A 13695-nucleotide genomic window follows, 5' to 3' on the forward strand; every position below is an offset into this window, starting at 1 on the left:
GGGGCGGCCCGCCGGGCGCTGCGACGGCGCGGTCATCCGGACGGCCGGGTCGCGGGGCACCCCGCCCTCGCGCAGCAGCCGAGCCATCGGCAGGGTGGCCGCGCCCATCGCGACCGCGTCCGGTCCGAGCTGGCACAGCTCGATCGAGGTCTGCGCGTACGGCTGGCGCAGCGCGTGCCGCGCGGTGGCCTCGCGGATCTGCGGCAGGTACCGGTCCCCCAGCGCCAGCCCGGCCCAGCCGCCGAGCACCACCCGCTCCGGGTTGAAGAGGTTGACCAGGGTCGCCACGCCCGCGCCGAGGTAGCCGACCGTCTCGTCGAGGACCTTCGCGGCCGTCCGGGTCGGGGAGCGCAGCAGCTCGCCGAAGGCGCTCTCCTCGTCGCCGCCGGCCGCCGGGCGACCCCGGTTGGCCTGCCGGAACCGATCGAGGACTCCCTCCGCCCCGACGTACGCCTCCAGGCAGCCGTGGTTGCCGCAGCGGCAGCGGCGACCGCCGTACACGATCGTGGTGTGGCCCCACTCGCCGGCGCTGCTGTGCGCGCCCCGATAGCCGACCCCGTCGGCCACCACGCTGGCCCCGATCCCGGAGCCGACCAGGGCGATGACGGCGTGTCGGGCGCCCCGGCCGGCGCCGAACCACATCTCGGCCTGGCCGAGGGTCTTCGCGCCGTTGTCGACGTGCACCGGGATGTCGGTGCCGGCGCGCAGCATGGCGCCCAGCGGCACCCCGTCCCAGCCGAGGGTCTGGGCGTGCACCACGGCATCGGCGGTCCGCTCCACCGTCCCGGAGACCGCCACGCCGAAGCCGAGCACCGCGGCCGGGTCGACGCCGGCCTGCTCGACCACCGCGGCCAGCCCGTGCAGCAGGTGGGTGGCCACGGCGTGCGGGTCCGGCTCGGCGGCGGCGATCGGGTACTCCGCCTTGGCCAGCGCGGTCATCGCCAGGTCGAACAGCTCGACCTGGACCCGGGTCTCGCCGACGTCGGCGCCGACCAGGTAGCCGTAGCCGGGGGCGACCCGCAGCAGCACCCGGGGGCGGCCGCCGTCGGACTCCACCGAGCCGGCTTCCTCGACGATCCCTTCGGCGATCATCTCGCCGACCAGGTTGCTCACGCTGGCCAGGCTCAGCGCGGTGCTCTGGCCCAGCTCGTGGCGGCTGAGCGGGCCGTCGAGCCAGATCCGGGTGAGCAGCACGGAGCGGTTGGCGCGGCGCATGTCGCGCACCGTGGTGCGTCTGGCGTCCATGTCCGCCACCTTTCCCCTGTCACCACCCGTGGCGGCCTCACCGGGATGCGTCATCCCAGATTAATGCCATGAACCAAGCACCGAATAATGCCGGGTCGTCCAGCCGTCCTCCGCACCCCTCCGGCCCTGCGCACCCGGACGGCCACGGTACCGCTCACCGAGCCCCCGGCTCCGGCCCCGTCCAGCCGGCCGTGCCGACACAGGCCTCGTTGCCCTCGGCGTCGGCCAGCACCCAGTACGCCGGCGCGTACTCGTCGGTCAGCAGGCGGCCGCCGGCCGCGACCGCCGCCGCCACCCGCGCCTCCGCCCGGTCGTACGGCACCCAGACGTCGATGTGCATCCGGTTGCGCTGCGGGCGCGGCGCGTCCATCGGCTGGAACCACAGCAGCGGCCCGCGCCCGCGCGGGTCGATCAGGTCCTCGTCGCCGTCCCCCCGGTCGACGTAGCCGAGCAGGGCACGCCAGAACGGCAGCACCTCGGGACCGACCAGCGCGTCGATGGTGACCTGGACGTTCTGCAGACCGGCCGGGTCCGCGGGCAGGCCCAGCTCCCCCGCCACCGCCGAAATCCGCCGGGCCAGCTCCACGTCGCGCGCGGTCAGCCCGTAGAAGCCGGGGACGATCGTGATCAAACGGACGGTCACGCCCGCCTGCCGCACGTCGACGTCCGGGTGGTGGTCGTCCAGGCCGGCCAACTCACCGATCGCCTGGACGAACCGGGCGCCGGCCGCGAACGACCCGGTGCGGAAGTACGCGCACGCTCCCTCGCCCAGCACCCGCCAGTCCCCCACCCCGTCGGCCTCGTGGAACTGCCGCGGGGCGACCCGCTCGGTCGGGTCCGTCGACACCTCGGTCATGTCGCTCCTCTCGCTGGTCGGCCCCCAGGGCGGCGCCGCCGGCCCAGTGTCACCCGGGTTCCCGACACCTTCTGTCGTATACCCGGGTCAGGATGGAACGGTGCGTGCCGCGCGGATGATGATCCTGCTGCTCCAGCTCCAGGTCCGTGGCCAGGCCAGCGCCCGGGAGCTGGCCCGGCAGCTGGAGGTCGGCGAGGGACCGTGCAGCGGGACGTCGAGGCGCTGCTGGCCGCCGGGATACCGGTGCGGTCGACCCGCGGGCCGGCGGGCGGATACCGTCTGGACCGCGGCTACCGCACCCGGCTGACGGGGGTCGGCCTCGACGAGGCCGGGGCGTTGGCGTTTCTCGGCCTCGCCGACCCGGCCGAGCAGCTCGGCCTGGGCGGGATGCTGGAGGGCGCCCGGATGAGGGTCTGGGCCAGCCTCACCGGCGAGGCCCGGGAGCGCGCCTACCGGAACGCGGCGCGGTTCCACCTGGACCCGGTCCGCTGGTACGGCACGCCCGAGCCGGTGCCGTGCCTGACCCAGCTCGCCGACGCGGTCTGGCGCGACCGCCGGGTGCGCCTGCGCTACGTACGGGACGGGCGGGCGACCACCCGGAAGGTCGACCCCCTCGGGCTGGTCCTCGCGGCCGGCGACTGGTACCTGGTCGCCGTGCGCGACGGCGGGCGACGCACCTACCGAGCCTCCCGGAGCCGGTCCCAGCCCGCAGCGGGGCCGCCCCCTCAGCGGTGCTCGCGCTGCGGTCAGCCGATGTCGGCCAGTTTCGGCAGCACCTCGTCGCCGATCCGCCGGGTGTACTCCACCGAGTGCCGGTCCGGCGTGACCTGCCCCTCGGTCACCCCGAGTGCGGAGTACTCGGCCACCTCGGCCGGGCCGTACGCGCCGAGGCTGGCTCCGGGCGGCCGGGCAGGGTCCGACGCAGGGTGTGCTACCGGACCGCGAGCAGCAGCCTGCCGGGGAAGGAGGTCTGCAGGCGTTGGTGCGCCTCCGCCGCCCGCCCGAGGGGGAACGTCTCGGCGACGTGCACCTGGAACGGTCCCGCCTCGATGAGCTCGTTGAGGCGCTGCAACCGCTCGGGACCCGTCTCGCCGTCGTACGCCTGGACCGTCACGCCGGGTCGCTCGCGCGGCGCCGGTTGCACCCCGTTGGGGTAGGCGAGCAGACCACCGTCGCGGAGCGCCTCGGCGAGCCGGTCCAGGGTTGCGCCACCCGCCATCGCCAGGACGCCGTCGACGCCGTCCGGTGCCACCTCGCGGATGCGGGCGAGCACCTCCGTGAGGTCGCCGTGGCCGTCAAGGGACAGGTCGGCGCCGAGCCGGGTCACCAGCGTCACGCCCTCCGCCCCGGACGCCACGGCGATCACGTTGAGTCCCTGCCGCTTCGCCAACTGCACGGCCAGATGCCCCTGGCCGCCGCTCGCGCCGAAGATCAGCACCCACGCCCCGGCCGAGAGGCCCAGGGCGTCCAGTCCGGACAGCGCGGTCAGCGCGTCGGTGGGCATGGCCCCGGCGTGCTCCGCCGGCACACCCCCCGGCAGCTTCGCGACGTACTCCGCCTTCGTCGCCGCGTACTCGGCGTAGAAGCCACCCTTCGGCCGGGTGTACCCGTACACGTAGACCAGGTCGCCCTCCGCGACGTTGGTCACCCGCCGTCCCACCGCGGCGACCGTCCCCGCGGCCTCGGCGCCGGGCACCATCGGGAACGCGGCGCCCTCGGGCACCAGCTTGCCCTCCCGCGCGCGGGCGTCCCACACCCCCACACCGGCGCTCCACACCTTGAGCAGGATCTCGTCGTCGGCGATCTGCGGCACCGGCAGGGTACGCAGGGTGATCACCTCCGGACCTCCGAACTCGTCGAAGGCCGCCGCCTGCATACGCTCGGGCACATCCCCCGCTGTCATGTGCGATTCCTCTCCACCCCGCTGCGCCCGCATCCGGTGAACGCGCCTCCGGGCGCGCGTCGGCACCCACCGCGCTCGTAGCATGTCCTGCCCGTGGCGTCGGGGATCGCTGCCCGGGCGCCGTTCACCCAGTCGGGTCAGCACGGTGGCCGTGCGCACGAAGCCCGGCCACCACCCGGCGACTGTCTCTCCACATTGCGCTACCTGCCCACCGGCGCCGCCAGTGCGCCGGCATCGAGGCGTAGTACCACCGGGGGCCGCCGAGCGTCTTGTGGGCGGCGCAGCAGCACGGCGCCCACCTCCGACCCGGCGTCCAGGCCGAACCGCTGCAGCCCGGGAGCGCCGACGGCACCCGGCGGAACGACCCGGCCCACGCGGCCGACCGCCTGGCCTGCTGATGCGCTGGACACCGGCGCGGGGGACGATGGCGTCATTGCAGAGCGGTTCCGGGTCTGGCCGGCATCCCGTCCCGCTCGGGTCGGCGGCCTTCACCGCCGCTCTACCACGGCTTGAGGGTCCGGGCGCACGGTGGCGTGGGATGGTTCCCTGTGGCGCCGTAGAAGCGACCGGTTCCGGCCGGCCGGATGCATGACGAGGGGGCAGCACCATGACGGATCCCGACACAGAGCTCCGGACCGAGTGGGGCCGGCACAGTGCGGGCCAGCAGATCGGTGGCACGACGGAGACCACGACGTCCCTGTCGGTCTGGGCTCGCGCCGCCCAGCTCGGCCGGGCCGGCGCTGACGAGGACGAGCCGATGGACGAGCACCACATCCTCCGCGGCCTCGAGTAGGACGGACGCGCATCCGCCGGTGCCGACGCCGAAGCGGCCGACGGCCGCTACCAGCTGGAGGTCAGCGAGCGGACCGCCGTCGAGGGCTGCCGCCCCGCCGCGATCCGTGAACGCGTGGCCGAGGAGGCTCGCGGCGCCGCCACGACGCCCGGCAGCCGGCGTCGACCGCCACCGGGTGGCATGGTCCGGAATTCGTCGGTGACCGGGTGGGCATCCGATAGCTTGGGCCGCAGGGCAGCGCCACGCCGACCAGGGCCGACGGTCCCCCGGGCGCGTATCGCGGAGGTGGGTGGCGGCTCAGCACCGATGGCGGTCAGGGCCGGACGTGGTCTCCGGGCGCTCGGCTGACCGAGGGCCGCGAGATCAAGAAGGCCTGCTGTGATGAATGGCGGACGTCGGCCGATAACGCGCACGATGATGATGCGTGGACAGCCGACGGATCTGCTGGAGCTGTTCTTTGATCTTGCGCTCATCGCCAGTCTGACCCTGACGTCGCAGAAGATGGCGAACGAGGACACCTGGACGGGCATGGCTCAGGCGCTGCTCGCCCTCTCGACGCTGTGGGCGGTCTGGGTCACCACCACGTCGTTCACGGACCTCTACAGCCCTCAGCAGCGACCCGTCCAGCTCGTGATCCTGGGGATCATGTTCGGCGGCATGCTGATGTCCGCCGCCCTGCCGACCGCGTTCAGCAGCCATGGCCTGGCCTTCGGCGCCACCTGGGCCGCAATCAACTGGGGTCGCGGGCTGGTGCTCATCGCATCGCTGCGCGGCCGGAGGGAGCGGGAGCGGCCGATCCGTGTCCTGTCGTGGAACACCGTTTCCGGCATCCTGTGGATCGTCGGCGGCCTGGTCCCCAATCCCGGTACGCGTCTCGCGGTGTGGCTGGCCGCGCTCGCCGTGGACTACGTCGCCTTCGGCTTCCGGTTCCGATACCCGGCCGGCCGCGACTGCCGCGGTACGACGTGGTGCCGGAGCACCTGGCCGAGCGGTACCAGCAGATCTACGTCCTCACCCTGGGTGAACTCATTCTGGTCACGGTCCTGACCCTGAGCGACATGCCGTTCAACCTCGGCCGGCTCAGCGCGTTCGCCATCGCGTTCGTCGCGGCCGTCCTGCTGTGGTGGAGCTACGCGCGTGGGGCCGGGGCGAGACTGAGAAGCGCGATCGAGAGGTCCCCGCATCGGTACCGACTGGTCCAGACCAATCCGTACGCCCACTGGCTGATGGTGGTCGGTGTGGTCGGCCTCGCCGCGGGCTTCGAACGGATCATCAAGCATCCCGCGGAACGCCCGGAGGCGGTCCTGACCGCGCTCACCCTGGGCGGCGTCGCGCTGTTCCTGATCGGCCGGGCCACCCTCGACCACGAGGTCCTCGGACGCATCCCGCTCTCCCACGCCGTCGGTGTCCTCGCCGCCGTCGCCCTGGTGCCGACTGCCCCGCACCTGCCGAACCTGGTCCTGAGCCTCGTCGCCACGCTCGTCGTGCTGGGCGTCGCGGCCGTGGAGTTGGTCAGACGACAGCGCGAGGCCGGCTTACCGGCGCCCCCATGACCTGCGGAGCGGCACGTCGGCGAGCACCTTGGCCGCCTCGGCGTCCACCCGCGCCGGCGTGACGATCTCCGCCGGAAGCGCGGCCAGCCAGGTGCGCACGTCGACGCGAACGACATCGGCGAGAACCGCGGCCCGGGCCGGTGCGACCCTGATCCACCACGGTCCTCGCCTTCACCACCGCAGCAGCGCTTGGTCTCGCATGGCTCACCGCGGTAGTCGCCCGGCTGGCCACTGCCTCGGCAGCACCGCAGCGATAGCCGACACGCAGGCTCACGGACTGCCACCGATACGCACATTCCATGATTCGCCACGCCCTACGACATTTCCCAACCCCGACCGACCCGGTCAACGTTTCTGGTCAGAGCACTAGCGCGGCCCTCATGCCGCTGGTCACCCGGTCATACCGATGAGGGATGTTTCGCGAACTGGGCTCGTCGGTTAGGTCGTGGCGCCGAGCAGGGCACCGGCGTGGCGCAGCGCCGCCTGTGTGGTGTCCGGGCGGGCCGGCAGGAGGGGCAGTCGTACCGCGGCGGTGGGAATGCGGCCGTGCGCGTGCAGAACCGCCTTGACGACGGTCGGGTTGGGCTCGGCGAACAGCGCCGTCGACAGGACCGAGAGACGGCGCCCGATCATTCGCGCTCGGCCCGCGTCGCCGGTGCGCCACGCGTCGGCCAGCTCCACGAACTGGGCCGTGGCGACGTGCGCCGAGGCCACGATGCCGCCGTGCGCACCAAGTGCCAGAAGCGGCGAGATGAAGGCATCGTCGCCGCCGAGCACGGCAAAGCCGTTCGGCGGGTCGGCGAGGAGCGCGAGGGTATCGGCATCGATCCCGCCGACGGCGTATTTGACGCCGACCACACCTGGTAGGTCCGCCAGCCGCCGCAGGGCCTCCGCAGACAGGTACTGCCCGGTCCGGTACGGGACGTGATAGACGACGAGCGGTACGGGGCTGGCGGCGGCGAGGTCGGCGAAGTAGGCAAGCACTCCCGCCTCACCCGGGCGCATGAACGGTGGCACCAGGCTCAGCGCAGCCACCACCTCTGGCCGGTCCCGCAACGTATGCAGAGCCTCTGCCGTGCCAGCGCCGACCAGCAGCTGCGCGGAGCGTTCCCGGCAAACCCGAGCGGCGACGTCGACCACGGCGCGTTGCTCGGGGCCGCTGAGCGCGGCCGGCTCTGCGGTGGTGCCGAGCGCGACCACGCCCGTCGCTCCGGCGTCCAGTACCTGGTGCGCGAGGGTTTCCAGCGCGTCGAGGGCTACGGCCCCGACGGCGTCGAACGGGGTGATCAGCGGAACGTACACACCGGTGAGAGTCGTCATCCGTCCAGCCTGTGACGTCCAGGCACTGAAGGTCCAGTTCACCTTTCTCCACAGACTCGTAAGCTCAGCTAATGCTCGACGTTCGCCGACTGCGCCTGCTGCGCGACCTGGCTCACCTTGGCACGATCGCTGCCGTCGCCGAGGCGCACACGTACACACCGTCGGCCGTCTCTCAGCAGCTGGCCGCGTTGGAGCGGGAGGCGGGCGTGCCGCTGCTGGAGCGCACCGGCCGCCGGGTCACGCTCACCCCGGCCGGTGCGGTCCTTGTGCAGCACGCTGAGACCGTCTTGGCCGCCCTCGAGCGGGCGACCGCCGCGTTGGCCGCCGCGGGCACCGGGCTGTCCGGTCCGCTGCGCATCGGCGCGTTCCCCACCGCGGTGCGCACGCTGCTGCCGGCCGCGCTGGTCACGCTCGGTCGCGAACATCCGGGGCTCGAGCTGATGGTGAGCGAGCTGGACCCGGCCGCGATGCCGGACGCGCTGCGCGACCGGCGGCTCGACGTGGGGCTGATGCACGACTACGACGTGGCACCGGTCGAGCCGGACCCCGCCCTGGACGGGGCGCCTCTGCTGGACGAGACGGTATTCCTCGCTGTGCCCGCCGCTGCTCGCGCGGCAGCGGACACCGACCCGATCCGCGGGGCCAGAGACGCCGCCTGGATCGTGGGCAGCCCCGGCACCCTCTGCCACACCGTCGCGCTGCGAGTCTGCCGGACGGCCGGCTTCATGCCCCAGGTGCGCCACCACGCCGACGACTTCGCCACGGTACTGGCGCTGGTCGCGGCCGGCCAAGGGTCTCGCTGGTGCCACAGCTCGCCGCAGCGCAGCCGCCCGCCGGGGTCCACCTCGTCCCGCTGCCCACCCGGAGACGGACCCGCATCACGTATCGGCGGGGGGCGGCCACCCACCCGGCTGTGGCCGCGTGCGTCACCGCGATCCGCGCGTCCACCATGGCCTACCTCGGCCAGTGAGCACCACTGGGCCGCCGCACCCGGCATCACGACGAGCTCGAAATGCCGACTCTCCGTCGGGACGGGTCTGTGGCCGGCCGATGAGTTTGGGATGATGCGCCGGTCTACCTACCGACACCACCTGACTCGAAGGGATCACCCCGATGGCAAAGGTCATCTCCACCCTGTTCATCTCGGCCGACGGTGTGGCCGAGATCGACCCCGATTGGCACTTCCCGTACTTCGACGAGAACATGGGCCGCGCCGTCGGCGAGGACTATGACACCGCTGACGTGCTGCTCATCGGCCGCGAGACCTACGACAGCTTCGCCGGAGCCTGGCCCGACCGTGAGGCCGCGGGTGGGGACGACGCACCGTTCGCCAAACAACTCGGGGACGTGCGCAAGGTGGTCGTCTCGCGCCAGCCGCTGGAGTTCTCCTGGCGCAACTCCGAGCTGATCAAGGGCGATCTCCTCGATGCCGTCACCTCGCTCAAGGCCGATGCCGGCATCAGAGGCATCCTCATCCCCGGGTCGATCTCCGTGGTGCAGCAACTGCTCGCCGCGGGACTGGTCGATGAGCTGCGCCTGCTGGTGCATCCGGTGGCGGCGCGTAAGGGCCGCAAGCTGTTCGACGACGGCGACGCGCCGTACCACCTGAGAATGACGGCGACGGAGGCGTTTCCGACGGGCGTGATCCGCGTGATCTACGCGCCGACCGCAGCACCCACCAAGGTCGGTTACGACGAGGTCAAGGACCAGGTACCAGGAGGGAAATAGCCGCCTTTGCGGGGAGGATCGCCACAGCGGCGCCACATCCGTCGGTCGGCGATGTGATCGTCTGATACCGCCACACGTGGGCGCGATCCGCGGACAAGTACCTCACGTCCCCGGCAGCGCAGTGCTCACCTACCTGATCCCGCGCACTGTCATGCCGCTGATGGTGCGCGGCCAACATGCCGAGGACCGGGCAGTCGGTCCGACGTCGATCAGGTCGCCTTCCGTGTCGCGCCTGTCCGCAAGGGCGTCGAGGTCCCGTTCGGCGAACTGCCGGTGGTGCCACTCCTCGTTCAGGACGATCAGCAGGCACTCGCGTACCGGGAAGCTTTCCGGCGGCGGCCAGCCGGTCCCCTCGACGGGCTCGGTGCGGCTGGCCAGGGACTCGTCGGCAGGCCGTCGACCACCGTGCGCACGGTCGCCATCCAGTCGCGGCGCAGCGCCAGGATCTCGTCGAGCGAGGGACGGGCCTCGCGGTCCCGCGGGATCCCCGGGGTGTCCGGCATCTCGTCCCGCGGCAGGTCGAGCGGGTCCCACGGCGAGGGGTCGCCGAGGATGGCCCGCCGCACCCACGCGTCGGCGGCGAACACCAGGTGGCGCAGGGAGCACTCAGACGCGACGATCATCGCCCTGACGATCGATTCACCCGGCTACGTGCCCTGGTGGCCGCGCCCACAGGTCACGCTGCTCACCATCCTGGTCCACATGCTCACCGAGACGAGCCGTCACGCCGGACACGCCGACATCCTGCGCGAACAGCTCGACGGCTTGACAGGTACAGCAGCCGGAGACGCCAACGCCCAGCGCGACGCGGCCTTCTGGGAAGCCAGACGCACGCAGATCGAGCGGGCCGCCAAGGCAGCCGGTCCTACCATTGCCTGAGGCGCGTTCGTGAGCCGGTGATCGTCGCCGTTGAGCGGTGGTTGACGATGGTCGGGTGCAGGTGATCTCGGCATCGCGCCCGGAGTGGATCTACCCGTTTGCCGGGCTTCGCCCGATCCAGTTCCGCCGCCCGGAGGACCAGATCGCCATCGTCGCCGGCACCCTCGTGCCGACCCGCGACCACCGCCTGGCAACCCGTCGAAGAACTACCGCTACTCGGCCAACCTGCAGGTCGCCATCGACGCCAACACCCGCCTGGTCATCGCCCTTGGCCAGCCGCGACCGGGCAACCGCAACGACACACTCGTCTACCGCCCAGCGTCGGCGTGTCTGCGCGATCTGAGTCGATGGGTTCGGTGGCGCCGGGGTGACGAGGTATCCGGCTGGTGATGAGGTATCCGGCTGGTGGTGGGATGAACGCGGCGGGCCGGACGCGGAGGGAGGGGTCCGGCAGCAGGCCGCCCTGACCCACTGGGCAACCCGGCGCGCTGTGGTCAGTTCCCTTTCACGCAGAACTCGTTGCCGTCGGGATCGGCCAGCACGACGGCGCCGTCCTCACCGACCTCGAGCCGAGTGGCCCCGAGGGAGACCAGCCGGTCGACCTCCGCCTGCTGGTCGCCACCGGCCGGGGCGAGGTCGAAGCGCTGCCGGTTCCTCACCTCTTTCGGGGCCACGGGCGGGCCTCCCCACGCGACCTTTGTGCCGCCGTGCGGTGACTGGATCGCGGTCTCCTGGTCCTGGTCCCACACCAGCGGCCAGCCCAGCGCCTCGCTCCAGAAGAGGCCGACCTCACGGGTGCCGTCGCAGGCGAGCTCCGCGAGCAAGCCGCACCCGGCGAGGAAGGCGTTGCCCGGCTCGATCACGCAGAACTCGTTGCCCTCGGGGTCGGCCAGGACGACGTGCCCCTCCTCAGGGCGCTGCCCGACGTCGAGGTGGCCGGCGCCGAGCCCCAGCGCCGTCGCCACCGTGTGCTGCTGGTCGGCGCGGCTGGCGCTGGTCAGGTGAAGGTGCATGCGGTTCGGCCCCACCTTCTCCGCGCGGCTCGGGACGAACCGGAGGCTGAGCTGGGTGTCCTCGCCAGGCAGGAGCGCACCACCGGCGTCCTCGACGACCTCCCGGCCAAGCACGCCGGCCCAGAACTGCGCCAGGCGAGCCGCGTCGTGCGCATCGAAGGTCACCGTCAGCATTCGCGAGAGCATCACCGCACAGTAGACACGGGCCAGCAAGACAACAAGGCTAAACTGGGGCCGGACGTATCGCGAGTGGCGCAGGGCGCGTGATGACAGTCGCGCGCCAGATATCCGCGCGCACTGCCATGGTCGTGGTTCCCTTACTTGCAAGGGCGTTGGCGTGGATGGCACCAGTGACCAGACGCACGTACGGGGCCGGCCCGCTCCGGCGAGGCAGTGCGCTCTTTGCCGCAGGTCGTGCGCGCCGGCTGGACGCACGCCATCGCCTACAGTGGCCAGCGCTCGGCACCGCACGGCACTCCGCAACTGCCGAATTGAGGACGTCCGCCGGGTCGGATCTCTGGCCAGGGCAGCTGGGTTCTTTACGCTCGTGATCCTCATGCCGGATCCTTAGCTCTGGGAGATCACCGACTATCCGGCAGGGAGCACGCTCTATCGGGAGAGCTCGGATCCGAGGACGTGGCTCGTCGTCGGTGGTCTGCTGCGGGTCTACATGGCCTCTCGGGGGGACGGCAGCTGACGGTTCGGTATGCGCGCACCTGCGACGTGTTGGGGATCGCGGTTCTCGTCGGAGGGCCGGCCGATGTCGGCCTTCAGACGCTGGCCGAGCCGAGGCTGTTCCGGATCGACTCACCGACGTTGACGGCGCCGGCGCTGCGCGATGCCCGAGTTTCGTGGGCGCTGGCGGAGGAGCTGAACCGAAGGCTGTACGAGACGCTGCAGCAGACCGCCATCAACGCCTTCGGGTCGCTACGGCAGCGGGTGGCCGCGCATCTGCTGGATCTCGCCTTCGCTGAGCAGCGGCTGGTGGTGACCTCACCGGACAGCATCCAGATCCTCGACCCGGCAGGGCTCCACGACCAATCCTGGTACGCGACCGCCCCGTAACGAACTGCCCGCGTGACGTCCGCTACGCGGCGCCGCTACCGAAGTCACTGACATACCTATGAACCAGGCGAAGGCTGGTGTCGACTCGCCCGATCAGGTCGGCGAGCACAATAGAGCGAGCCACATGTCCAGCGTTGCTGCCACATCAAAGGCGGAGAAGTCACGAACGACCAGACCCTGATGCCGTTCCCCGAGTCGCTCGACGTCATGGGCGACGGCTCGCGGGAGGTCACCACTACTGCTGGCCGGTGATCTCACCTACGGGGCGGACTGCTGGAACGACGCCAGCTTCCCGGCGTCGGCGACCGGAGCCAAGTCGCCAAGACCACCGACCAGGTACTCGCCCTCAAGCAGCGGATGCCGGCCCGGTCATCCTGTTTGCCCACGACCCGCCTGCGGCACAGCTCCTGCTGCGCAGCGCACAGTGAGGAGATCGGCTCAGATGAAGTTCACCAACACGGTCACGATCAACCGCCGGCCCGCCGAGGTGTTCGGGTTCCTCGCGCACTTCGAGAACCTGCCGCTGTGGAACTACGCGATCAGCGAGACCCGGAAGATCTCCGGCGGCGCGGTGGGCGTCGGCTCGCACTACCGGCAAACCCGGACGCTTCCCACCCGAAGCGAGGAGACGTTCGAAGTGACCGAGTTCGAGCTGGACCGCCGACTCTCGATCCGAGGTGCTCTCGGGCCTTTCCACTCCGAGGCTACCTACCTGTTCGCCCCGACGGGAAACGGCACCACCCTCACAAACACCATGAATCTCCAGCCCTCAGGTCCGCTGCGGCTCATTGCGCCATTGGCGGCTTCCGGCGTCAAGTCGGCGGTGGCCGCCAACCTCGGCACTCTCAAACGGATCCTCGAGAAGGGCGGCCGACCTGCCGACGGGTGAACGCAAAGACGCACTCTTCTGCCTCGGACAACGCGCCGATCCTGACGGGGCGCTCTCACCCTGGGTAGTGGTCGCCTGGGGCGGCCGGCGCCAAGGTCAGACGGCCGCGCTCGGGTGGCGTCGAGACTCGCGAACATGGACGTCCGCCGTACCTGGGCGGCGCACAGACTGAGCACCACTGTGGAACACGGCGTCCTTCCCTCAGTGGCACCGGCGTGTCCCTTTCACGCCTTGGCCCAAGTGCTGACAGAGCACCGCCCGTTTACATTTAACAAAGTTTACTGATAACCTCCGCGCATCGATGAGGAGGCATATGATGCGACTTCGACCTGGGCTGACCGCCGTGCTCGGTGCCTTGGCCCAAGTGCTGACAGAGCACCGCCCGTTTACATTTAACAAAGTTTACTGATAACCTCCGCGCATCGATGAGGAGGCATATGATGCGACTTCG

General features: G+C 71.3%; 12 protein-coding genes and 4 pseudogenes. 10 read left to right on the forward strand and 6 right to left on the reverse strand.

All coding sequences use genetic code 11. The features are described from left to right. A partial coding sequence (locus tag JNW87_RS23760; protein WP_238454421.1) for an ROK family protein occupies positions 1 to 1245 on the reverse strand: 1245 nt, incomplete at its 3' end. A gap of 154 nt (positions 1246 to 1399) precedes the next feature. Further along, a complete protein-coding gene (locus JNW87_RS23765; protein ID WP_109803484.1) occupies positions 1400 to 2101 on the reverse strand; it encodes a VOC family protein in 702 nt (233 codons plus the stop codon). Positions 2102 to 2201: 100 nt separating this feature from the next. Between JNW87_RS23765 and JNW87_RS23770 the strand changes: the two genes are divergently transcribed. Further along, positions 2202 to 2408 carry a hypothetical protein gene (locus JNW87_RS23770; RefSeq protein WP_201749799.1) on the forward strand — a complete coding sequence of 69 codons (207 nt, stop codon included), beginning with the start codon at positions 2202 to 2204 and terminating at the stop codon, positions 2406 to 2408. A 98-nt stretch (positions 2409 to 2506) separates the two neighbouring features. After that, a pseudogene (locus tag JNW87_RS41675) lies at positions 2507 to 2788 on the forward strand (WYL domain-containing protein); the annotation flags it as partial. A 244-nt stretch (positions 2789 to 3032) separates the two neighbouring features. Here JNW87_RS41675 and JNW87_RS23775 read toward each other — a convergent pair. Next, a complete protein-coding gene (locus JNW87_RS23775) occupies positions 3033 to 4004 on the reverse strand; it encodes an NADP-dependent oxidoreductase (protein WP_201749797.1) in 972 nt (323 codons plus the stop codon). A 607-nt stretch (positions 4005 to 4611) separates the two neighbouring features. Between JNW87_RS23775 and JNW87_RS23780 the strand changes: the two genes are divergently transcribed. Together JNW87_RS23780 and JNW87_RS23785 are read left to right on the forward strand one after the other, a co-directional pair. Then, entirely contained in the window at positions 4612 to 4797 is a 186-nt protein-coding gene (locus JNW87_RS23780; protein WP_109803481.1) for a hypothetical protein, read from the forward strand. Positions 4798 to 5298: 501 nt separating this feature from the next. Continuing rightward, positions 5299 to 6350, forward strand: a pseudogene (locus tag JNW87_RS23785) (low temperature requirement protein A). Between the two features lie 438 nt (positions 6351 to 6788). On the opposite strand, the gene JNW87_RS23790 reads toward JNW87_RS23785, so the two are convergent. Continuing rightward, positions 6789 to 7670, reverse strand: coding sequence for a dihydrodipicolinate synthase family protein (locus JNW87_RS23790; protein WP_109803479.1), 882 nt, complete (start codon positions 7668 to 7670; stop codon positions 6789 to 6791). A 71-nt stretch (positions 7671 to 7741) separates the two neighbouring features. On the opposite strand from JNW87_RS23790, the pseudogene JNW87_RS23795 reads away from it, so the two are divergent. Then, a pseudogene (locus JNW87_RS23795) lies at positions 7742 to 8640 on the forward strand (LysR family transcriptional regulator). Between the two features lie 143 nt (positions 8641 to 8783). After that, complete coding sequence (locus tag JNW87_RS23800; RefSeq protein ID WP_109803477.1) at positions 8784 to 9398, forward strand: dihydrofolate reductase family protein; 615 nt, start codon at positions 8784 to 8786, stop codon at positions 9396 to 9398. Between the two features lie 299 nt (positions 9399 to 9697). Here the strand turns inward: JNW87_RS23800 and JNW87_RS23805 are convergent, their stop codons facing one another. After that, entirely contained in the window at positions 9698 to 10021 is a 324-nt protein-coding gene (locus tag JNW87_RS23805) for a DinB family protein (protein WP_236648161.1), read from the reverse strand. Here JNW87_RS23805 and JNW87_RS23810 point away from each other — a divergent pair. Both JNW87_RS23810 and JNW87_RS23815 read left to right on the forward strand, forming a co-directional pair. Further along, the gene (locus JNW87_RS23810) at positions 9951 to 10277 is read left to right on the forward strand and encodes a DUF664 domain-containing protein (RefSeq protein ID WP_109803494.1); all 327 of its coding nucleotides are present in this window, start codon (positions 9951 to 9953) and stop codon (positions 10275 to 10277) included. The genes JNW87_RS23805 and JNW87_RS23810 overlap by 71 nt on opposite strands. Positions 10278 to 10341: 64 nt before the next feature. Then, positions 10342 to 10592: pseudogene (locus JNW87_RS23815) on the forward strand (hypothetical protein); the annotation flags it as partial. A 179-nt stretch (positions 10593 to 10771) separates the two neighbouring features. On the opposite strand, the gene JNW87_RS23820 reads toward JNW87_RS23815, so the two are convergent. Further along, complete coding sequence (locus tag JNW87_RS23820) at positions 10772 to 11476, reverse strand: VOC family protein (protein WP_109803493.1); 705 nt, start codon at positions 11474 to 11476, stop codon at positions 10772 to 10774. Positions 11477 to 12016: 540 nt separating this feature from the next. Here JNW87_RS23820 and JNW87_RS23825 point away from each other — a divergent pair. Together JNW87_RS23825 and JNW87_RS23830 are read left to right on the forward strand one after the other, a co-directional pair. Next, the gene (locus JNW87_RS23825) at positions 12017 to 12355 is read left to right on the forward strand and encodes a hypothetical protein (RefSeq protein WP_146231176.1); all 339 of its coding nucleotides are present in this window, start codon (positions 12017 to 12019) and stop codon (positions 12353 to 12355) included. A 442-nt stretch (positions 12356 to 12797) separates the two neighbouring features. Then, the gene (locus tag JNW87_RS23830; RefSeq protein ID WP_109803475.1) at positions 12798 to 13244 is read left to right on the forward strand and encodes an SRPBCC family protein; all 447 of its coding nucleotides are present in this window, start codon (positions 12798 to 12800) and stop codon (positions 13242 to 13244) included. The last annotated feature ends 451 nt before the right edge of the window (positions 13245 to 13695 follow it).

Source organism: Micromonospora sp. ATA51, from assembly GCF_016802855.1.
Lineage (GTDB): Bacteria > Actinomycetota > Actinomycetes > Mycobacteriales > Micromonosporaceae > Micromonospora > Micromonospora sicca.